The organism is uncultured Pseudoflavonifractor sp. (assembly GCA_904419835.1).
Classification (GTDB): Bacteria; Bacillota; Clostridia; order Oscillospirales; family Oscillospiraceae; genus Pseudoflavonifractor.
The window spans coordinates 12,588-33,474 of record CAJFTA010000019.1; the positions used below are offsets into that span (position 1 = coordinate 12,588).

The window sequence follows — 20,887 nt, forward strand, 5'->3', positions numbered from 1 at the left end:
TTTTAAAATATGAAGCTCTACAATTCCCTGTCCCACACCAAGGAGGAGTTTGTCCCCCATGAGCCCGGCAAGGTGTCCATGTACACCTGCGGCCCCACGGTGTACCACTTCGCCCACATCGGCAATCTGCGCTCCTATATCATGGAGGACGTGCTGGAGAAGTTCCTCCGGTACGACGGGTACGACGTCACCCGGGTCATGAACATCACCGACGTGGGCCACCTGGCCTCCGACGCCGACACCGGCGAGGACAAGATGGTCAAGGGCGCCCAGCGGGAGCACAAGACCGTCATGGAGATCGCCAAGTTCTACACCGACGCCTTCTTCTCCGACTGCAAAAAACTGAACATCAAGTACCCCGACGTGGTCCAGCCCGCCACCGGCATGATCGACGACTATATCAAGGTCATCTCCAGCCTGCTGGACAAGGGCTACGCCTACCCCGCCGGCGGCAACATCTACTTCGACACCTCCAAGCTCAAGCAGTACTACGTCTTCAACGACCACGACGAGGAGAACCTGGCCGTGGGCGTCCGGGACAGCGTGGAGGAGGACCAGAACAAGCGCAACAAGGCCGACTTTGTCCTGTGGTTCACCAAGAGCAAGTTTGAGGACCAGGCTCTCAAGTGGGACTCCCCCTGGGGCGTGGGCTACCCCGGCTGGCACATCGAGTGCTCCTGCATCTCCATGAAGTACCTGGGTGAGTACCTGGACATCCACTGCGGCGGCATTGACAACGCCTTCCCCCACCACACCAACGAGATCGCCCAGTCCGAGGCCTACCTGGGCCACCCCTGGTGCAGGTACTGGATGCACGTCCACCACCTGAACACCAGCAACGGCAAGATGAGCAAGTCCAAGGGCGAGTTCCTCACCGTGTCCCTGCTGGAGGAGAAGGGCTACGATCCCCTGGTCTACCGCCTGTTCTGCCTCCAGTCCCACTACCGCAAGGGCCTGGTGTTCTCCTGGGAGAACCTGGACAACGCCCGGGCCGCCTACGACAAGCTGGTGAGCCGCGTGGCCGCCCTGAGCGGGGACGGGGACGTGGACCAGGCCGCCGTGGCCGCCGCCAGGGCCGCCTTCATCGAGGCCGTGGGCAACGACCTGAACACCTCTCTGGGCGTCACCGCCGTGTACGACGCCCTCAAGGCCGATGTCAGCGACGCCACCAAGCGGGCCATCATCGCCGATTTCGACCAGGTGCTGGGGCTGGACCTGCTGGGCCGGGCCGCCGCCCTGAAGGAGAAGGAGACCGCCCCCGTGGAGGGCGCCGAGGAGATCGAGGCCCTCATCGCCCAGCGCTCCCAGGCCAAGAAGGAGAAGAACTGGGCCCAGGCCGACGCCATCCGTGACCAACTCAAGGCCATGGGCGTGGAGATCAAGGACACTCCCAACGGCGTGGAGTGGAAGCGGATCTAAAACGAAACAGAGCAGCTTTGCCCCCTGGACTGTGCACGCAGTCCCGGGGGCTTCTGTATGCCTGCCGTTGACATAAAAGATCCGGCGGCAGATGGTTTTGCCATGCAGTTGCGCAGCAGAAAAGGAAATAGGGCTGAGGATAGATTTTTTTGTGCAAAATGCGGTTGACAGAATTGGGCTGTGCGCGTATGATATGATAACGTAATTAAATAATAACAACGTTAACAGTTAGCAAGGAAAGCTGGTGAAAAATTGGAACACAGAGAGACGGAGCGGGCCCTGTTCCGGGCGCTGCACCGGTTCGGAAAGGCAAACACCGGGCAGATTGTTGAGATGGAGGGCCTGACCCAGGGGGAGTTCTTCGGGCTGTCCATGCTGCGGGAGCACCTGAAGACCCACCCCGAGGGGATGCACGTCCGGGAGCTGGCCCAGCGCGCCCGGGTCTCGCCGCCGGGGGCGTCCCGGATGCTGCGGACCATGGAGGAGAAGGGCCTGATTGAACGGCGGGTTGACCGGAACGACCGGCGCAACACCTACATCACCCTCACCGAAGGGGGAGAGGCGGCCTGGCGGAGGACCACGGAGCGGCTCTCCACATTTCTGGACCGGGTTGTGGATAGAATGGGCCTGGAGAACGTCCAGACCATGATCGACCTGTGGAACCGGTTCTCCGACATTCTGGAGGACGAACGAGCAAAGGAGACAGAGCAGTGCTGAAATTGATACGCTATCTCAAGCAGGTGAAATGGCAGGTTCTGGCCATTGTGCTCCTGCTGGTGGTGCAGGCCTGGTGCGACCTGAGCCTGCCCCAGTACACATCGGACATTGTGGACGTGGGCATCCAGCAGGGCGGCATTGAGCACGCCGCCCCCGACCAGCTGCGGGACGAGACCATGGAGGGCCTGAAGCTCTTTATGGACGAGGACGGCTGGAGCAAGGTGGACCACGCCTATGACCTCCAGGACGGCATCTGGTATCTGGGCAAGGTGGGGGAGAGCACCCTGGAGGAGCTGGACGAGGTGTTCGGCATGCCCATGCTGATGCTCTCCGCCGCGGAGGAGCAGGGCATGGACGCCGCCGCCGTCAAGGCCATGGTGGAGTCCGGCCAGATGACCATGGAGCAGATGGAGGCCATGGCCGGTCAGGCCATCGAGAAGCTGGGCGCCCAGTCGGATATGATTGTGGAGCAGAGGGCCCTCCTCTTTGTCAAGGAGGAATACGCCGCCATGGGCCTGGATCTGGACCAGATCCAGATGAACTATCTCCTCTCCACCGGCGGCAGGATGCTGGGCATCTCCCTGCTGATGGCGGTCACTGCCATCCTGGTGGGCCTGCTGGCCTCCCGCACCGCCGCCCAGCTGGGCATGAGCCTGCGGGGCGATGTGTTCAAGACCGTCATGTCCTTCTCCAACACCGAGATTGACAAGTTCTCCACCGCGTCCCTCATCACCCGCTCCACCAACGACATCCAGCAGGTGCAGATGGTGGTGGTGCTCATGCTGCGCATCGTCATCTACGCCCCCATCATCGGCATCGGCGGCATCATCAAGGTGGCCGCCACCCACACCGGCATGGAGTGGATCATCGCCGTGGCCGTGGCCTCCGCCCTGGCGCTGGTGGCCCTGCTGATGGGCCTGGCCCTGCCCAAGTTCAAGCGGATGCAGACCCTGGTGGACAAGATGAACCTGGTCTCCCGTGAGATCCTCACCGGCCTGCCGGTGATCCGGGCCTTCAGCCGGGAGAAGCACGAGGAGAAGCGCTTTGACCTGGCCAACCTGGACCTGAAAAAGACCCAGCTGTTCACCAACCGGGTGATGACCTTTATGATGCCCATGATGATGCTGCTGATGAACGGCGTGTCCATCCTGATTGTCTGGAACGGCGGCCACGGCATCGACGCGGGCACCATGCAGGTGGGCGATATGATCGCCTTCATCACCTACACCATGCAGATTGTCATGGCCTTCCTCATGATCGCCATGATCGCCATCTTCCTGCCCCGGGCCAGCGTGGCCGCCGGGCGCATCAATGAGGTGCTCCAGACCAAGCCGGTCATCCGGGACAAGCGGAAGGTAAAGGACAATTCCAAGGAGCAGTGGCAGGGCGTGGTGGCCTTTGAGGACGTGTCCTTCCGCTACCCCGACGCGGGCGCCGACGTGCTGGAGCACATCACCTTCACCGCCAGGCCCGGCCAGACCACCGCCATCATCGGCTCCACCGGCTCGGGCAAGTCCACCCTGCTCAACCTGATCCCCCGGTTCTTCGATGTGAGTTACGGCCGCATCACCATGGACGGCGTGGACATCCGGGACCTGTCCCAGCACAAGCTCCACGCGCTGCTGGGCTATGTGCCCCAGAAGGGGGTGCTCTTCTCCGGCGACATTGAGTCCAACCTGAAGTTCGGCGGCGCGGACATCACCGACCAGGCCATGGAGGAGGCGGCGGAGATCGCCCAGGCCAGGGAGTTCATCGACTCCAAGCCAGAGGGCTACCATACCCCCATCGCCCAGGGCGGCACCAACGTGTCCGGCGGCCAGAAGCAGCGGCTGTCCATCGCCCGGGCCATCGCAAAGAACCCCAAAGTGTTCCTCTTTGACGACTCCTTCTCCGCCCTGGACTACAAGACCGACGTGGTCCTCCGCCGGGCCCTCAACGAGAAGGTAAAGGACGCCACCGTCATCATCGTGGCCCAGCGGATCTCCACCATCCTCCACGCCGACCAGATCGTGGTGCTGGACGAGGGCAGGATCGCCGGCATCGGCACCCACGAGGAGCTGATGAAGCATTGTCCCACCTATCAGGAAATCGCAAGAAGCCAGCTCTCCGCGGCTGAGTTGGGAGGTGAGGGAGCATGAGCGAAACCAGACAGAGTCATAGCGCGCCCCGCCGGGGTCCCATGGGGCACGGCGGCATGCGGGGCGGCGAGAAGGCCAAGGACTTCAAGGGTACCATCGGCAAGCTCCTGGCCTACATGGGCCGGTACAAGATCGGACTGTTCTTTGTGCTTCTCTTCGCGGCGGGCTCCACCGTGTTCAATATCTTCGGCCCCAAGATCCTGGGCAACGCCACCACTGAGCTCTTCAACGGCCTGGTGGCCAAAATCAACGGCACCGGCGGCATCGACTTCGGCCGCATCGCCCAGATCCTCCTCTTCCTCCTGGGCATGTACCTCATCGCCGCCGTCTTCAGCTCCATCCAGGGCTGGATTATGAGCGGCATCGCCCAGAAGATGGCCTACCGCATGCGCCGGGATATCTCGGAGAAAATCAACCGCATGCCCATGAAGTACTTTGAGTCCCGCACCGTGGGCGAGGTTCTCTCCCGCATCACCAACGACGTGGACACCATGGGCCAGAGCCTCAACCAGAGCATCACCCAGCTTATCACCTCGGTGACCATGATCATCGGCGTGTTCATCATGATGCTCACCATCAGCCCCCTGATGACCCTCATCGCCGTCATCATCCTGCCCGTGTCCATGCTCCTCATCAGCGTGGTGGTGAAGCACTCCCAGAAGTACTTCAAGGCCCAGCAGGAGTACCTGGGCCATATCAACGGCCAGGTGGAGGAGTGCTACTCCGGCCACAATGTCATCCGGGCCTTCAACCAGGAGGAGACCGTCAAGGCCAAGTTCGACGAGACCAACCGCATCCTGTTCCAGTCCGCCTGGAAGAGCCAGTTCTTCTCCGGCATGATGCAGCCCATCATGAACTTTGTGGGCAACCTGGGCTATGTGGCCGTGGCTGTGTCCGGCAGCATGCTGGCTGTGTCCGGCGTCATCATGGTGGGCGACATCCAGGCCTTCATCCAGTACGTGAAGAACTTCACCCAGCCCATTACACAGATCGCCCAGGTCTCCAACATGCTCCAGTCCATGGCCGCCGCCGCCGAGCGGGTCTTTGAGTTCCTGGACGAGGAGGAGGAGACCCCCGACCCCGCCCAGCCCGCCTCCCTGGCCGGCGTGAAGGGCGGCGTGGACTTCGACCACGTCCACTTCGGCTACAATCCTGACAAGATCATCATCAACGACTTCTCCGCCCACGTGGAGCCCGGCCAGATGGTGGCCATCGTGGGCCCCACCGGCGCGGGCAAGACCACCATGGTCAAGCTGCTCATGCGGTTCTACGACGTCAACTCCGGCGCCATCCGGGTGGACGGCCGCGACGTGCGGGACTTCCGCCGGGCTGACCTGCGGGAGGCCTTCGGCATGGTGCTCCAGGACACCTGGCTGTTCAAGGGCACCATCATGGAGAACATCCGCTACGGCCGCCTGGACGCCAGCGATGAGGAGGTCATCGCCGCCGCCAAGGCCGCCCACGTCCACCACTTCATCCAGACCCTCCCCGGGGCCTACCAGATGGAGCTCAACGAGGACGCAACCAACATCTCCCAGGGCCAGAAGCAGCTCCTGACCATTGCACGGGCCATCCTGGCCGACAACAAGATCATGATTCTGGACGAGGCCACCTCCTCGGTGGATACCCGCACCGAGCATCTCATCCAGGATGCCATGGCCAACCTGATGAAGGGCCGCACCAGCTTTGTCATCGCCCACCGGCTCTCCACCATCAAGAACGCCGACCTTATCCTGGTGATGAAGGACGGCGACATCGTGGAGCAGGGCAGCCATGAACAGCTGCTGGCCAAGGGCGGATTCTATGCCGGCCTGTACAACGCGCAGTTCGAGGACGTAGGGTAAACAGTAAAAACAGTAAACAGGCGGTACCCGGCAGAAAAAGCCGGGTACCGCCTGTTTTTTCACAGGTTGATTTGCTCCTGCGGGGATGGTAAACTGTATCTGTTACGCACGGGCCGCACAGATGGGCCGGCGGTGCAAATTACAACAGGGAAGGGATGGTCGTTTATGAAGATGAATCGTGTATGGAGGGTTCACGCTTCCTAACCCTCCAATTGATGTTTGGAGGAGAAGAAATGAAAGACGAAATCACCATCCGGGAAGCTGTTACCAAACAGGAAATTGCATTCTTCTGGGCGCAGCTCCGGGCCTACTTCAGCCGGGATATCTTTCCCGACCCGGACAGCGGGGAGAAGGCCCATTTCCTGGACGACCAGTACCGCAGCCATATGGACGCGCTTCATCAGCGGCAGCAGGACCGCTGCTATTACCTGCTGCTGAGCCGGAACGGGGTAGACATCGGCCTGGCGCTGCCGGTGCTGTACCACACGGAGGACGGCAAGTGCTTTCTGTGTGAGTTCTGCGTATTCCCGGAATTCCGGGGAAACGGCACCGGGACAAAATGCGGAGAGCACTTTTTGGACTGGGCCAGGTCCATGGGGGCCGCCTATGTGGAGCTCAACTATGACACGCCCCAGCGCCAGCGCTTCTGGGAACGGCTGGGCTTCCGGAGAAACGGAGCGGACGAGTGGGGCATGCCTCTGATGCTGCTGCCGCCGGAGGAGGAGCTGCCGATCCATGTCGAGTGCCTGACCGACGGCGGAGACTGGCAGCTGAAAAAGCTGGAGAACGGATTCCTCTGTGAAATCGGGGAGGACGTGCTCACGGAAGAGAAGAAACGCCGCCTGGAGCAGGCGGTTTCCAACGGGGAAATCACATACTTCCTTGCAAAGCGGGGCTACCGGGCCGTGGGGATGTGCAGCGTGGCGACTGCCTTTTCCACCTTTGCCTGCGGGGATGTGGGCACCTTTGAGGACTTCTATATTGAGCCGGTCTTTCGTGGAAGGGGCATTGCCCGGATGCTGGCGGAGGCGGCGCAGAAGTGGTGCAGGGAAAACGGCGTGGCAAGCCTGAGCGTCACCTGCGCGCCCTGCGATGAGCAGATGTACCAGGCCCTCGGGTTCCATGTCCCTTTGGGAAGGACCTGCGCATATCCGGCGGGCGGAGACTGACCGGCATGGAGGCGGAGGTTCTGCGCCTGTACAAAAGCGTGGGCTGGGCAGTCTATGCCGACGACCCCGCCATGCTGAAGGCGGCCTTTGCCGGGTCCCTGCTGGTGCTGGGGGCTTTCGTGCAGGATGAGCTGATTGGACTTATCCGGGCCGTGGGCGACGGAGTGTCCATTCTCTACATACAGGATATCCTGGTTGCCCCGGAGCACCAGCGGAAAGGCGTGGGCAGAACGCTGCTGCAAGCCATGCTTGCACAGTACCCGTCCATCTATCAGACCGTGCTGATGACGGACGATATCCCTGAGCGAGCCGCCTTCTATCGCGCCTGCGGCTTTACAGCGGCGGCCGGCGTGGGCTGCTGCGCCTTTATACGGATGCCCGGCAGGTAAAATGAAAAGCAACGGCAAATCCCACTGGGATTTGCCGTTGCTTTTGCTCTGCCGGTTACCGGCCGGCGCCCCAGAAGAACAGGGCCATGACGCCGGGACCGGTATGGGCGCCGATGATGGGGCCCATGTGGAACATGGTGATCTCCGCGTCGGGGTGCCGCTCCAGAACGGCGGCCTTCAGGAACTCGGCGTCGGAGAGACAGTCGCCGTGGCAGATGAACACCTGACGGCTCAGCTCAGGCGTCCAGTCCTTATCCATGTGGTCAATGAGGGCCAGCAGGGAGTTCTTGCGGCCCCGGGCCTTGGCGGTGTTGGTCAGGTGGCCCTCGCTGTCGCAGTGCATCACCGGCTTAATCTGGAGGGCGGAGCCCACCACGGCGGTGGCGGCGGAGATGCGCCCGCCCCGGCGCAGGTGGTTCAGGTCCTCCACCGTGAACCAGTGGGCCACGTTCTGCTTGTGGTCCTCCACCCAGGCGGCCAGCTCCTCCAGGCTCAGCCCGGCGGCCTTCTGAGCGGCGGCTCCGGTCACCAGCAGGCCCTCGCCGGCGGAGGCGGCCAGAGAGTCCACGCAGATCAGCTTTCGGTCGGGGTACTTCTCCCGCAGGTCCTCCATGCAGAGCTTCGCCGCCTGGATGGTGCCCGACAGGCCGGAGGAGAAGCAGATGTACAGTACGTCCAGCCCCTGGTCCAGGCAGCGGGTAAAGTGCTCTTCATAGACGGTGGGGTTGATCTGGGACGTGGAGCCCATCTTGCCCGCCCGCATACCGGCAAAGAATTCCTCGCCGGTAATGTTGCCTCCGGGGCCGAAGGTGTAGGGTGTGCCGCCCAGCTGGCACTCCATTGGGATAATCTCCACGCCAATCTGATTGGCCCAGGCCTCGGTCAGATCCGCAGTGGCGTCGGTGATGATCTGATAGCCGCTCATCATAACACTCCTTTATTTCCCGTGCGGCGCCCGCCGCACAAATACAATTCCGTCACTATTATACAGTCAGAATTCCCAGGCCGCAAGGACGGAAGTCCGGAGACGGAAAAATTAAGGAAATAAAGAGGGGACAAATATAAATCGTATATTTATCATGCAAAAATTCAAAATGGATAAAAAGGCATTTAGAACTCCAGCTCCTGCTGAATGGAGGTCCAGACTTTCCCGCTGGGCAGCGCGCAGCTCTCCCGCACGGCACGGACAGCCCGGCGGCGGGTCATGGGACGGGTGCCGCCTTTCACCGGCGGCCGCCCGGCAGGCTGGAGCAGCATCCGGCGCAGAGGAAAGGCCAGGAACAGCACCAGCAGGAACAGGAGAGGGAGAAGGTACCAGGTGAGATTGGGCTGGGACTGCCGGTTGGGAATGAGAGGCTGAGGGAGAGCGGGGGCGTCCATGCCGGTGGTAAAGGAAATCTGATGAGGGCCTACCGACAGCTCCACCATGTCGCCGTATTCCTCCTGGATACGGTCGGCACAGACTTCCGCCGCCTCCTGGCTGTCCAGGGTGGTGATGGTGACGTGGACGCAGGGTTGCCCGCTGACACTGAAGTCATTGCCCCGGGTGCCCAGCCCCACAGCAATGACCGGACTGCCCTCCACGCCTACCAGCTGGGCGAGGGCGCCATGGACCTCCAGCAGCTGGGCGCGGGACCAGCGGCAGGAGGCGAAGGCCAGACCGTCGGCGCTGCCCGCAGCGGCAATGATGGAGTCTATGGCGGACTGATCACCGTCCACCACCGCTACAACGACGGAGCTGGAGGTCTCATCCACCCAGACGCCGCCCACCGTATCCGGGTATCCCTCATCCTCCCAGCGGTCCACCAGGGCCAGTGCGGAGGCCGGGATATCTGTCTGTGCCTCCGCGCCGGCGGCGGGCAAAGCCAGCGCCGCCAGAAGGAGCAGTGAGAGAAACATACAGCGCAGTTTCATGGTTACCTCCATTCGTCATCCGTTCAGATAGTCCCGCACCCGCCCGATAGCGGTGTGGTAGCGCCGCAGGGCCGTGCCCAGAGGAATGCCCAGCAGACGGGCGCACTCCCGGAAGCGGAGCCCGCCGTTGAGGTGCAGGCTCACCAGTAAACGGTCCTCCTGGGAGAGCCTGTTTAATGCGGCCTCCACATCCAGCCCCAGATCCAGGTCGGGCTGGGGTACGGGCAGGCTGCCGTCCTCCAGCGGGAGGGCGGCCCTGTGGGTGCGGAGATGGTCTACCGCCAGGTTGTGGGCCACCTGAAAGACCCATGCCCTGGGGCGGGACACCTCCGGGCCAGGCGGCGTACGGTAGAGCCTGAGAAAGGTCTCCTGGAGCAGGTCCTCCGCACTCTGCCGGTCCCCCACCAGCCGGAGCAGCACAGTGTAGACCGGCGGGGACAGGGCGTCGTAGAGGGACCGGAAGGCGTCCCGGTCCCCAGCCCGCAGCGCAGAGAACAGACTGTTGAGCTGATGTTCTGTCATGGGCCGCGCCTCCCTTCCTATTCTCTATGACGAAAAGAAGCCAGGTTTTATTCGGGGAAAAAGAGAAAAATTCCGGCCCGCCGGGGAGCGCGGCGGGCCGGAAGGGGTCAGTAGGCAAACAGGGTGGGGAAACAGAGCCCGCCGTCGTTGTCCAGCATGAGGCAGTAAGCGGGCGTATCCCCGTCCCCGTCATAGAAGTAGAAGAGCTCCAGGCTGCCATGGGTGAGGTAGCAGCGGGCATAGGCGAGGCGCTCATGGGAGGTGTAGTACATCTGGGTGCTGAGGTAGGCGGTGCCGAAGAGCAGCTGATTGTGGAAATAGGACTTGGACAGGAGGGGACCGTCGTCCCAATAGGAGAAAGTCACGTCCAGCACGTCCACCGGATTGCCCGATTCATCCGTCCCGGCGGCATGGAATGCCTCCGGGTTGCCGTCGGCACGGTAGGACCAGTCGGAGCGGAGTCTGGACACCGCTTCCGAGCCGTCGGTGCCCCAGGGTGTCAGGACTGAGTAGGCGTCGGCGTTGCCCAGCAGGCCGCAGGTGTAGGGGTCTTCCCACTCTGTGGGGACGGTGGCGCCGTGGAAGCCGAAGGCGTAGATATCGGGGACGGCCAGGGGCCCATCGGCCCCCTCCCAGACATACCGGAAGCCACAGCCCTTGCCCGTCTCAGGGTCAAACCAGAGCTGGAGGTGCAGAGTATCATCCAGAGGGGTGTAGTAGACATAATAAATATCACCCCAGTCAAAGCCGTACTCGGCGAGAATCTCCGAGCGGGTGGGAGTGCGCTCAGCGGCATAATTGCCGGTGTCCTCCGCCCAGGTGGTCACCGGAATGTCGGGCAGGTCGGCGGCGGTCAGCTCCGCCGGGTCGCCGATATCCACCTCACGGTACCAGGCGCCGCCGTCCCACTGGAGGGTAACGGTCCCCATGGAAAAGTCTTCGCTGTTCCGCAGAAACAGAGACAGAACCGGGGTGCCGTACTCGTCCAGCTCCAGAGAATAGGCATCATAGGCCGCCTCATCCCCCACGGGGAGCACCCCGTCCCGGAGGAGGGAGAAGGTGTCCCAGCTGTCCGAGGTGTAGACGCACAGGGGCGGCAGACCGTAGCCGCTCAGGGTGAGGACGCCCCAGCTGCCGCAGAGCAGCAGAGAGTCCACCGTATAGAGGGCGTCGTCGGGGATATCCTCCGGGTAAGCCTGGTCATAAATCTGAGATATCTCCAGCTCACGCCAGGTCTCTCCGCCGTCCGAGGTGACGTAGATGGGCGCGTCAACAAAAAGCCCCTCGCAGAGGACGCCGTGGTCCGGGTCGGAGAAGGCGGCCCGCTCCATGTACCACTGACTGTCCGGGTGGCTGTACTCCACCCAGGTGCGGCCGCCGTCGTGAGTGCGGTAAAAATAGGTGTCCGCATTGCCCACACCGGCGCCGACGCCCACCACCGCCCAGCCCTCGCTGGCCGTGGTGAAGCCCATCTGGACCGTGGAGGCCTCCAGATCCGCCAGGGTCTCCGCCTCGTTGCGCCCGCCCATGTCCTGCCCGGCCCACTCGGCGGGCGCGGGCAGGAGGGGCAGCAGAGGGGTCAGTTCTTCCCGGCCGGGGTAGCGAAGGTAGGGCAGGCCGTCGTCCCCAAAAACGCACTCAGGCGCCTGAGCGCCTCCGTCCAGCTCCAGCAGGCCGATCCAGCTCTTGGTCACGCCGCTGGGGTACTGGTAGCTCAGCCGCAGGCCCAGCAGGCCGCCGGGGGCGTCCTCGGACAGATAGAAGGCTGTGCCGGAGGCCAGGTTGGCGTTCCCGTCCACAGACTGGACATTCAGCTGATTCAGAGGGTCGCCGATCTCTGTGTAGGTGCTCTCATTCAGGGCGTAGAGCTCCACCGTGTACCCCGCTGCGTCGGTGGGATGGGACAGGGAGATGATGGCATCCCTATCGGTGAGGACCAGGGGCTGGGTTTCCCGCAGGGTGGAAAAAGGGGTACTGTTCCGCAGAGACAGCTCCTGACCCCCTGCCACCACAGCGGGCGCTTCCCGATCCACCCCACGCAGGACAGAGGGCATCCGTACCCGGAAGGAATATCGGGCGGTGAGGGCCCGGGCGCCGCTGCCCCAGCGGGCGGTGACCACAATGCCCCGCAGCTCAGTGCCTGTGCCGCCGGCATCGGAACGGGATGAGAGGGAGAAGGCGGCAGAACCGTCCTCTCTTAACTGCAAATCCCGGGACATGGGGGCGGGCTCCGCGCCGGAGAGAAGAGAATCAGTCCCCTCCAGACTGGCCGGGGAAATTCCGGGCACAGAGAGCTGGATGGAGGTGTGGGTGGAGCCGGTGAGGAGGGGAGTGCTGTCCCAGTCGGGGGCTTCGGTTTCGGGGGAGAGGGTAATGGAGGAGCCCTCCACCGTGAGGGTCAGCTCAGGGGCGGCGTCAGGCACCTGGGCGGGATTGGCCGCCAGCATATAGCAGGAGGCCAGCAGAACCACTAAGGCCGCCGCCACCAGAGCGGCGGCGGGACGCTTCCACCGGAGGGCGCCCCGTACCCGGCCCTTCACGCCGTTTTCCCCAAAGGCCAGGGGCACCCGCAGAGGGTGGGCGGCGGCCAGGGAGAGCAGGGCGGCAGAGTAATTTTTACGGATATCCTCCGGGCTGCGGCGGAGGACGGACTCGTCGCAGGCGGCCTCCATGTCCCGGCAGGAGAGGAACCAGCTCACCCACAGGAGGGGGTTGAACCAGTGGACCGCAAGGGCCAGAAAGGCCAGCACCTTGACGATGTGGTCTCCACGGCGGATGTGGGCGCGCTCATGGAGCAGGACATACCGCCGGGTGTCCCCGCTCAGGCCCAGGGGGAGGTAGATTTTGGGCGGGAAGAAGCCCAGCACAAAGGGGGAGTCCACCCGGTCGCTCTCCCAGGCGCCGTCCGGGGTGCGAACGGCGGCGGACAGCCTCCGCCGCAGGCGCAGCCAGGACACCAGGCTCCACAGCCACAGCGCCAGCACCCCCAGGGCCCAGACGGCGGACAGGGCGGGCAGCCAGCCGGGCTCCGCGGGCTCTGCGGGTTCGGACGGGGCGGCGGGCCCGGAGACGGCTGAGGACTGGGCGCTGCCGCCCGTCTCCGGGGCGAGGGTGGGCGCGGGCCCGCCGCCGGACGCGCCGGTCTGATGGCCGCCCTGACTCTGAGGGGGGTCCCAGGCCGCGCTGTGGCTGTCCCCGTAGCCGCCGGGGAGGTCCGCCGACTGCTCCTCCGCGGCCGGGAGGAGGGAGAGCAGGCTCCAGCTGCTGGAGAAGGACACGGGGCACACCATGCGGAACAGCACCACCGCCCACAGCAGGAATACAATGGCCCGGGGGACCCGCAGCGCCCCCATGACGGCCCGGATGGCCAGCACGGCCAGGGCCGTTACGGCGGCGGTCAGGCTCATGGCCAGCACCGCCTGGAACAGGGCGGGCAGCAGGGCGGAAAACAGGTTATTCATCGCCCGCCTCCTCAATCATCCGCCGCAGCTCCTCCGCCTCTTCCTGGGAGAGCTTTTTCCCCCGCAGGAAGGCGGCCACAAAGGCGGGAAGGGAGCCGCCGAAGGATTTCTCCACCACCGCCTCGCTCTCGTACTGCTCCACCTGTTCCCGGGGCACCAGGGCGGTGACGGTGGCGCCCTCATTTTTCAGGAAGCCCCGCTGGCACAGCTTGCGGATCAGGTTGTAGGTGGTGGGCTTCTTCCACCCGAAGCGCTCCAGGCACATGCGGGACAGGGCGGTGGAGTTCACCGGCTCCTCCCGCCACACCAGGTCCATCAGCCGGTACTCGGCGTCAAACAGCTTGTAATCGTCCATGACAAGGTCTCCGTTCTCTGTGAGGTTTGTTCTGACAAATCTCCTTACAGGACTAGTTTATCGCGACAAACCTCACTTGTCAAGGGGAGAGAAAAAGATCGCAAAAAAAGCGTCCTGCGGAACCTTCCGCAGGACGCTCATGGGGGATGAGGGGATTACCGGCGGAGCCAGGCGGTAACGCCGCCCGGCTCCGCGCTTGTTTTGCCGTTGTGTTAGTCTCCGTTGTAGACAAACTCTAAGTCAAGAATTTCCTCGTCCGGTGATTTATCATGGAAGTAGTATCCGAGGACAAGGTTATCCACTACAATCTGATGGGAATCTGGATGGTTAATGACCCAGTCGGGCGACTGCGCAATCCCCCAATACAGCGTGTTTTCAGGGAGATATGAAAGGCTGGATGAACCTGTAATGCGATTGACCTGATCCAAATAATAAGACGTTGTCATGTCAAATCCGGTGTATGTTCCATCTTCGCCTTTGACGAGCAAATTTGCAGAGACCTTATCGTCTGTATTGTATAAAAAAACCAAATCAAACTCATCGTTCAAAGTTGTAAGCGCAATGATGCTTTCAACGCCGAGATCGCCGTTCCGGGAATCAATAAATTCCTCAACAGAGACGGCTGAGCTTGAAAACGGACGCTTTGACAGGAAGAACAGACATAAAATCAGAGTGCACACCGCCACACACACAGCAATCAGAAAAGTGCTCTTCTTTATATGGATTATAAGTCAACACCATCCACAATTGCAATAATAGTCCATTCATTTGCCTCAGCACCAAAGGAAATGTCGAGACCAGCTTCAGGCCCATCTTTCGATACCCCTACACTAACGGAAACATCGTCAATTACGACATCGGAATACGAGTGAGCATATGTCAGCGCAATATCAGCCTTCTGATAATAAACACTGGGCGGAACCCCGAGTCCGGTGGAACATTCAATGGATTCTGCCCAATCAGGGCCTCCAATTGAACCGATATGAGGCCCGAATTGTTCAATAAATTCCCATGAGACGAATTCAGTATCGTCCCATTCGCATAGAGAAATATCGACATCATCACCATTATTGGATGTGGCTGTTGCTTCTCGGTTAAATGCATCAAGACCTTTCGTCCAGCTTATACCGATTATATCACGGCCCCAAGATGGCCGGGTCACGCCCGCACCCCAAGAGGGACCTTTCAGCCAATCGGCCTGACCTCTGGCCACTAGATTAGTATTGTACTCAGAGACACCGCCATCAGCATACGGATATACAGCCAGTGTGAGCTTAAGCTCTCCTCTGGTTTCAACCGCAGCATCCGACGAAGCGGACGTCAGAGTTGGCTCAGTAGGAGAACCGGCAGCCCTCCAATCGGCAACCTCTTCCTTATTCATCAGACGACTATAAAGGACTTCGCCAGTTTCTGGATTATAGGCTTCTGCACAAAAAGCAGTAACTGTAATGGTGCCGAGGGGGCTCTCACTGGGCACTGATGAAGACTGAAGAGCGGGTGCAGGCCCTCCATATTCAAGGTATGCATCAGGAAATTCTGGAGAGAAAGCTGCCACAGCGATATCGTCAGTAGAATCAGTCACGGCATCCGCAGCAAAAGCAGAGGAGGTCAACGTACAGAGGATTGCGATAGACAAAAGAATCGAGAACAACCTTTTCATACATAGACTCCTTTCTCAGATGGGTTTGTTGTGACAGAGGTCTCTGCAAGATTAGTTTATCGCGATAAATTTCATTTGTCAAGCAGAGAGGAAAAGATTGTAAAAAAGCGCCCTGCGGAAGGTTCCGCAGGACGCTCAGGGGGGATGAGGGGATTACCGGCGGCGCCGGCCGTGGTAGCCGCTGCGGCGCCGGCCGCCGTAGCTCCGCCGGCCCCGGCGGCCAAAGAGGGTGAGCCGGAGCACCAGCGCCAGAATGAGGAGCACCAGCACCAGCAGGAGAATCTTTACCCACAGCTGGCTGAAGAACTTCTCAATCCGGTCCAGATTGTAGAGCAGCTCGGAGCGCTCCACCGTGTCCACGGCCACCAGATCCAGAGAACCGTAGGCCTCGCCGTTGTAGGTGAGGGTCACCTTGCCCAGGACCGTGCCCTTTTCCACCGGGGCCTCCAGAGTGTCGTAGTAGCGCTCCACCTCCTGCGCAAAGTCCTCGGCGGACACGTCGTTGGGCAGGACGGCGGAGAGGGTGCCGTTGGGCTCGGCCACCACATGGTCCACCTCGGAGAGGGTCACCGGAATGGACAGCTGGGGCTTGCTGCTGCTCATGATGGACTGGTAGGAGAAGTTGGAGAAGCCCCACTCAAGCAGCTTCTTGCTCTCGGAGAAGTGGGTGTACCCCTCGCTGCCGGTGGTGCCGGGGGTGCGCTCGCAGCCGGTGACCACGGCGATGAGGGAGCGGTCCCCCTTGGTGGCAGAGGAGGCCAGGCAGTAGCCCGCCTCGGGGGTGTAGCCGGTCTTGATGCCGGTGCAGTACTCATATGTATAGCCCGTGTACTTCCAGCTGGTGATGAGGGCGTTGGTGTCCCAGAAGGTGCGCTCCTCGCTCATGTTGGTGGCGGGAACCGTGTAGTTCATGGAGGTGACCAGCTCGCGGAAGGTCTCGTGCTTCATGGCCTCATTACAGAAGAGGTAGATGTCATAGGCTGTGGTGTAGTGGTTCTCGTCATGGAGGCCGTGGGGGTTCATAAAGTGGGTGTCCTTGCAGCCCAGCTCGGCGGCCCGCTGGTTCATCAGCTCCACAAAGGCGGAGATGGAGCCGGAGACCGCCTCGGCCAGCACGTTGCACGCCTCGTTGGCCGAGGGAATCAGGGCGCAGGCCAGCACGTCCTTCAGAGTGAGAATTTCCCCCGCCTTCAGGTTCTGGGTGGAGGCGCCCGCCATCATGCCCTCATTTACGTTTTCGCTGACCGTGATCTGCTGGTCCAGAGACAGCTCGCCCCGCTCAATGGCCTCGATGGTCAGCAGGCCGGTCATGACCTTGGTGATGCTGGCGGGATAGGTGCGCTCGTGGGAGTTGTGCTCGTAGAGAACCTCGCCGTAGGTGGTGTCCACCAGGATGGCGGACCGGGCGTTTACCACATAGTCGTCCACAGAATTGGCGGCGGCTGTGGAAAACGGAGCAAAGACGGCGCAGAGCAGCGCCAGGGTCAGGACAAAAGAAAAAACACGATTTTTTTTCATAGGAAACTCCCGCACTCTATGTTATAATATATCCCATAACGTCCCTTTGCCGCAAAAACCGGCCGTAAAAACCCGCGCTGCGGCAAAGAACGGAACAGGACAAAATGGTTACATAATTCATTATAGCAAAGAAGGACAGGCCGCGCAACGGGAAAGGTGGTTACAATTTGATGAAGATTTCCAGGCTGGAATTTGTGCTGCTTCTGCTGACAGCCGCCTGCCTTGCCTTCTTCGCCGGATGGTTCCTGGGCGGGCAGTCCGCCCCCGGGACGGTGCGGATTGCCGCCCAGCACAGCCCGCCGGCTTCTCAGGCGCCGCCGGCAGCATCCCCGGAGCCGGAAGAGACCGGGCCTGCGGCATCGGAAGCCCAGCCGCCCGCGCCGTCACCCTCCGCATCGGAGGCGCCCGGCCTGGTCAACATCAATACCGCCGGCAGCGAGGAGCTCCAGACCCTCCCCGGCATCGGGGAGAAGCGGGCGGAGGATATCATCGCCTACCGGGAGGAGCACGGTCCCTTCCGCATTGTGGAGGATATCACCGACGTCGGCGGCATCGGCGAGGGGATTTTGTCCCGGATCATCGACTACATCACCGTGGAATAAGGGCGCAGGCCCTGTGGAGGAATCAAGAAATGAAAATTCTGGTTGTGGACGACGAAAAGGTGCTGGTCAAGGGCATCAAGTTCAACCTGGAGAGCGAGGGCTACCAGGTGGAGACCGGCTATGACGGGGAGGAGGCCGTGGAGCTGGCCAGAAGCGGCGGATTTGACCTCATCATCCTGGATCTGATGATGCCCAAAATTGACGGCCTTCAGGCCTGCATGCGGATACGGGAGTTCTCCAACGTGCCCATCATTATGCTCACCGCCCGCAGCGAGGACACCGATAAGATCATCGGCTTTGAGTGCGGCGCCGACGATTACATCACCAAGCCCTTCAACATCCTGGAGCTGAAGGCCCGGGTGCGGGCCCTGCTCCGCCGGGCGGGCATGGCCGCCCAGAAGGAGAAGCGGTCCCGCCTCACCGCCGGACACATCGTCATCGACGCCGACGAGCGCTCCGCCTGGAAGGGGGAGACCCCGGTGGACCTGACCGCCAAGGAGTTCGACCTCATCGAGCTGCTCATGCGCAACCCGGGCCGGGTGTACAGCCGGGAGAACCTGCTCAATGTGGTGTGGGGCTATGAGTACGCCGGGGACTACCGCACCGTGGACGTCCACGTCCGCCGCCTGCGGGAGAAGCTGGAGCTGGACCCCGCCCGGCCCGAGTATATCCTCACCAAGTGGGGCGTGGGCTACTACTTCAAAAACAGTTAAACCAACATACAACAATGCCTCCGGAAGGAAATTTCCTCCCGGGGGCATTTTATTTTACAAACTGTTTGTCTCTATTTTACAAAAACTGCGGGGAAGGGCGGGGAAGAGGATGGTACAATATCTGCCGGAACAGAAAACTGAGTAAAAGGAGAGCCTCCATGCCATCCACTTATGCGCACAAGTATTTTGGAGACAGAATCCTGCATCGGGCCCCGCCTGCCCTGGAGGGGCTGACGCCTGCCCAGAGGGAGCTGTTTTCCATCGGCCTCCACGGGCCGGACATCCTGTTTTACTACAAGGCGCTCTCCGTCAACCGGGTCAACGCCGTGGGCTTCGGGCAGCACGAGAAGCCGGCCGCCGAGTTTTTCGGTCCGGCCGCCGCCCTGGTACGGGCCATGCCCGCCGGGGAGAGAGGGCCAAGCCGGGCCTATCTCATGGGCTTTCTCTGCCACTTTGCCCTGGACAGCGCCTGTCACGGGTACATTGAGCGGAAAATCCACGTCAGCGGGGTCACCCACACGGAGATCGAAGGAGAGTTTGACCGCTGTCTCATGGCCGAACAGGGACTGGACCCGGTGCGGCAGGACCTGACCGGACACATCTGTCCCACAGCGGAGCACAGCCGGGTCATCGCCCCATTCTTTCCCACCGTCACGCCGAAAGAGGTGGAAAAATCCCTGCGGAGCATGATTTTCTATAACCGTCTGCTGGTGGCTCCGGGCTTCTGGAAGCGGAGCCTGGTAAAAGGCGTGCTCAAGCTGTCGGGCAACTACACCGAGATGCACGGCCTGCTCATCAACTCACAGCCCGATCCCCGCTGCGCCGACAGCTGTGTCCGCCTGAAAAAGCTGATGGACCGGGCGGAGGAGCAATGCCTGGCGCTGATGGAGGGCTACCTGCCCTGCCTGGCGGAGGAGCGGCCCCTGCCTGTAGGGCTGGAGCCCACCTTCGGCCCCGGAGCCAACTGGCAGAAGATCCCTGTGCTGAGTCTGGAAAAGGAGCTTGTTTATGAAGTTTAAACTGCGGCCCCTGGAGCGCAAATGGGTGCTCTACGATGTGGGCAATTCCGCCTTTACCCTGCTGGTATCCACCATCATGCCCATCTACTTCAACAGCCTGGCCGACGCGGAGGGGCTCTCCGAGGTGAGCTATCTGGCCTACTGGGGCTACGCCACCTCCATCGCCACCCTGATGGTGGCGCTGTGCGGTCCGGTGCTGGGCACCATCTCCGACTTCCCCGGCTGGAAAAAGAAGCTCTTTTCCGTCTCCGTACTGGTGGGGGCCCTGGGCTGCGTGGGCCTGGGTGTCATGTCCTCCTGGCTTTGGTTCCTGGTGCTCTTCGTCCTGGCCAAGTCGGCCTACTCGGTGAGCCTGGTCATCTACGACTCCATGCTTACCGACATCACTGAGGCTGAGCGAATGGACAAAGTGTCCGCCAACGGCTATGCCTGGGGCTACATCGGCAGCTGCATCCCCTTTGTCCTCTCCCTGGTGCTGGTGCTGTGCTATGAGTCCCTGGGCATGTCCATCAACGTGGCCATGGCGCTGGCCTTCCTGCTCATTGCGGCGTGGTGGCTGCTGCTGTCCGTACCTCTGTGGCGGTCTTATGAGCAGAAGCACTCCGTCCCTGCCCAGGGCAGCCGCCTGGGCGAGAGCTTCCGCCGCCTGGGCGGCGTGTTCTCCGAGCTCTCTCACAACCGGAAGGCCCTCTTCTTCCTCATCTCCTTCTTCTTCTACATTGACGGTGTATACACCATCATCGATATGGCCACCGCCTATGGCACGGCCCTGGGCCTGGACACCACGGGGCTGCTGCTGGCCCTGCTGGTGACCCAGATTGTGGCCTTCCCCGCCGCCCTCCTCTTCGGTCGCCTCACGGAGCGGTTCTCCTCCGCAAACCTTATTCTGGTGTGTATCGGCGCCTATTTCCTCATCACCATCTATGGCATGTGGATGAAGGCGCAGTACCAGTTCTGGGTGCTGGCCGTGTGTGTGGGTATCTTCCAGGGGGCCATCCAGTCCATGTCCCGGGCCTACTTTGCCCGCCTGATTCCCCCGGAGAAGTCCGGCGAGTACTTTGGCCTGTACGATATCTGCGGAAAAGGCGCCTCCTTCCTGGGCACCATCACCGTCTCCGCTGTGAGCCAAATTACCGGCAGCGTCAACCTGGGCGTGGGAGCCCTGGCATTTATGTTCGCCGTGGGCGCGGCTTTCTTTATCCAGACAGTGCGGCAGGTGTCTCCCAACGAAAGAAAAGAGGCCATTCCGGCCCGGTAGCGTCAAAACACAGCAGCCCATCAGGGGCTGCTGTGCCGTGAGCGGCTGAAAAAACAATAAAAAGCGGGTGTGTTTTGCCGGGAATCCGGCAATGAACTGCACCCCATTTGTTAGACAGTATGATATACTGAAAATAACAAGTGGGGTGATTTATTATGCCGAAAGGAATACCAAACAAACGCTATACAC

Annotated in this window: 18 protein-coding genes; 10 read left to right on the top strand and 8 right to left on the bottom strand. The window is 61.6% G+C overall.

From position 1 onward, the window contains the following. The first annotated feature begins 9 nt into the window (after nucleotides 1–9). The 6 genes from cysS to QZY67_RS05365 all read left to right on the top strand — a co-directional run bounded on the left by cysS (nucleotide 10) and on the right by QZY67_RS05365 (nucleotide 7,676). Nucleotides 10–1,419 carry a cysteine--tRNA ligase gene (gene cysS, locus QZY67_RS05340; RefSeq protein ID WP_295368889.1) on the top strand — a complete coding sequence of 470 codons (1,410 nt, stop codon included), beginning with the start codon at nucleotides 10–12 and terminating at the stop codon, nucleotides 1,417–1,419. A gap of 252 nt (nucleotides 1,420–1,671) precedes the next feature. Then, a complete protein-coding gene (locus tag QZY67_RS05345; RefSeq protein WP_295368890.1) occupies nucleotides 1,672–2,136 on the top strand; it encodes a MarR family transcriptional regulator in 465 nt (154 codons plus the stop codon). Continuing rightward, nucleotides 2,130–4,274: an ABC transporter ATP-binding protein gene (locus QZY67_RS05350; RefSeq protein ID WP_295368891.1), complete on the top strand. Its 2,145-nt coding sequence runs from the start codon at nucleotides 2,130–2,132 to the stop codon at nucleotides 4,272–4,274. The genes QZY67_RS05345 and QZY67_RS05350 overlap by 7 nt, the downstream gene beginning before the upstream one ends. A gap of 41 nt (nucleotides 4,275–4,315) precedes the next feature. Next, the gene (locus tag QZY67_RS05355; protein ID WP_366448943.1) at nucleotides 4,316–6,118 is read left to right on the top strand and encodes an ABC transporter ATP-binding protein; all 1,803 of its coding nucleotides are present in this window, start codon (nucleotides 4,316–4,318) and stop codon (nucleotides 6,116–6,118) included. A gap of 233 nt (nucleotides 6,119–6,351) precedes the next feature. Continuing rightward, on the top strand, nucleotides 6,352–7,287 hold the full coding sequence (locus tag QZY67_RS05360) for a GNAT family N-acetyltransferase (RefSeq protein ID WP_295368895.1): 936 nt from the start codon (nucleotides 6,352–6,354) through the stop codon (nucleotides 7,285–7,287). Between the two features lie 5 nt (nucleotides 7,288–7,292). Beyond that, complete coding sequence (locus QZY67_RS05365; RefSeq protein ID WP_295368896.1) at nucleotides 7,293–7,676, top strand: GNAT family N-acetyltransferase; 384 nt, start codon at nucleotides 7,293–7,295, stop codon at nucleotides 7,674–7,676. A 55-nt stretch (nucleotides 7,677–7,731) separates the two neighbouring features. Here the strand turns inward: QZY67_RS05365 and QZY67_RS05370 are convergent, their stop codons facing one another. From QZY67_RS05370 to QZY67_RS05405, 8 genes are all read right to left on the bottom strand, one after another. Continuing rightward, nucleotides 7,732–8,601, bottom strand: coding sequence for a DegV family protein (locus QZY67_RS05370; protein ID WP_294531661.1), 870 nt, complete (start codon nucleotides 8,599–8,601; stop codon nucleotides 7,732–7,734). Nucleotides 8,602–8,786: 185 nt separating this feature from the next. Then, complete coding sequence (locus QZY67_RS05375) at nucleotides 8,787–9,590, bottom strand: hypothetical protein (RefSeq protein ID WP_295368897.1); 804 nt, start codon at nucleotides 9,588–9,590, stop codon at nucleotides 8,787–8,789. Nucleotides 9,591–9,605: 15 nt separating this feature from the next. Then, nucleotides 9,606–10,112 carry an RNA polymerase sigma factor gene (locus QZY67_RS05380; RefSeq protein WP_295368898.1) on the bottom strand — a complete coding sequence of 169 codons (507 nt, stop codon included), beginning with the start codon at nucleotides 10,110–10,112 and terminating at the stop codon, nucleotides 9,606–9,608. Between the two features lie 107 nt (nucleotides 10,113–10,219). Further along, a complete protein-coding gene (locus QZY67_RS05385) occupies nucleotides 10,220–13,573 on the bottom strand; it encodes a M56 family metallopeptidase (RefSeq protein ID WP_295368899.1) in 3,354 nt (1,117 codons plus the stop codon). Then, nucleotides 13,566–13,928 carry a BlaI/MecI/CopY family transcriptional regulator gene (locus tag QZY67_RS05390; protein ID WP_295368900.1) on the bottom strand — a complete coding sequence of 121 codons (363 nt, stop codon included), beginning with the start codon at nucleotides 13,926–13,928 and terminating at the stop codon, nucleotides 13,566–13,568. The genes QZY67_RS05385 and QZY67_RS05390 overlap by 8 nt, the downstream gene beginning before the upstream one ends. Before the next feature lie 212 nt (nucleotides 13,929–14,140). Further along, nucleotides 14,141–14,614, bottom strand: a complete 474-nt coding sequence (locus QZY67_RS05395) for a hypothetical protein (protein WP_295368902.1) — start codon at nucleotides 14,612–14,614, stop codon at nucleotides 14,141–14,143. A gap of 38 nt (nucleotides 14,615–14,652) precedes the next feature. Beyond that, entirely contained in the window at nucleotides 14,653–15,588 is a 936-nt protein-coding gene (locus QZY67_RS05400) for a hypothetical protein (RefSeq protein ID WP_295368904.1), read from the bottom strand. 153 nt (nucleotides 15,589–15,741) lie between these two features. Continuing rightward, nucleotides 15,742–17,106 (bottom strand): D-alanyl-D-alanine carboxypeptidase family protein, encoded by a 1,365-nt coding sequence (locus tag QZY67_RS05405; protein ID WP_295368906.1) that lies wholly within the window; start codon nucleotides 17,104–17,106, stop codon nucleotides 15,742–15,744. 170 nt (nucleotides 17,107–17,276) lie between these two features. Here QZY67_RS05405 and QZY67_RS05410 point away from each other — a divergent pair, with 170 nt between their 5' ends. The 4 genes from QZY67_RS05410 (at nucleotide 17,277) to QZY67_RS05425 (ending at nucleotide 20,698) form a co-directional block, all read left to right on the top strand. Further along, a complete protein-coding gene (locus QZY67_RS05410) occupies nucleotides 17,277–17,708 on the top strand; it encodes a ComEA family DNA-binding protein (protein ID WP_295368908.1) in 432 nt (143 codons plus the stop codon). A gap of 29 nt (nucleotides 17,709–17,737) precedes the next feature. Beyond that, complete coding sequence (locus QZY67_RS05415) at nucleotides 17,738–18,421, top strand: response regulator transcription factor (RefSeq protein ID WP_294531674.1); 684 nt, start codon at nucleotides 17,738–17,740, stop codon at nucleotides 18,419–18,421. A gap of 158 nt (nucleotides 18,422–18,579) precedes the next feature. After that, a complete protein-coding gene (locus QZY67_RS05420) occupies nucleotides 18,580–19,440 on the top strand; it encodes a hypothetical protein (protein ID WP_294531676.1) in 861 nt (286 codons plus the stop codon). Continuing rightward, nucleotides 19,430–20,698, top strand: a complete 1,269-nt coding sequence (locus tag QZY67_RS05425; RefSeq protein WP_295368910.1) for an MFS transporter — start codon at nucleotides 19,430–19,432, stop codon at nucleotides 20,696–20,698. Before QZY67_RS05420 ends, QZY67_RS05425 begins: the two co-directional genes overlap by 11 nt. Nucleotides 20,699–20,887 lie beyond the last annotated feature (189 nt).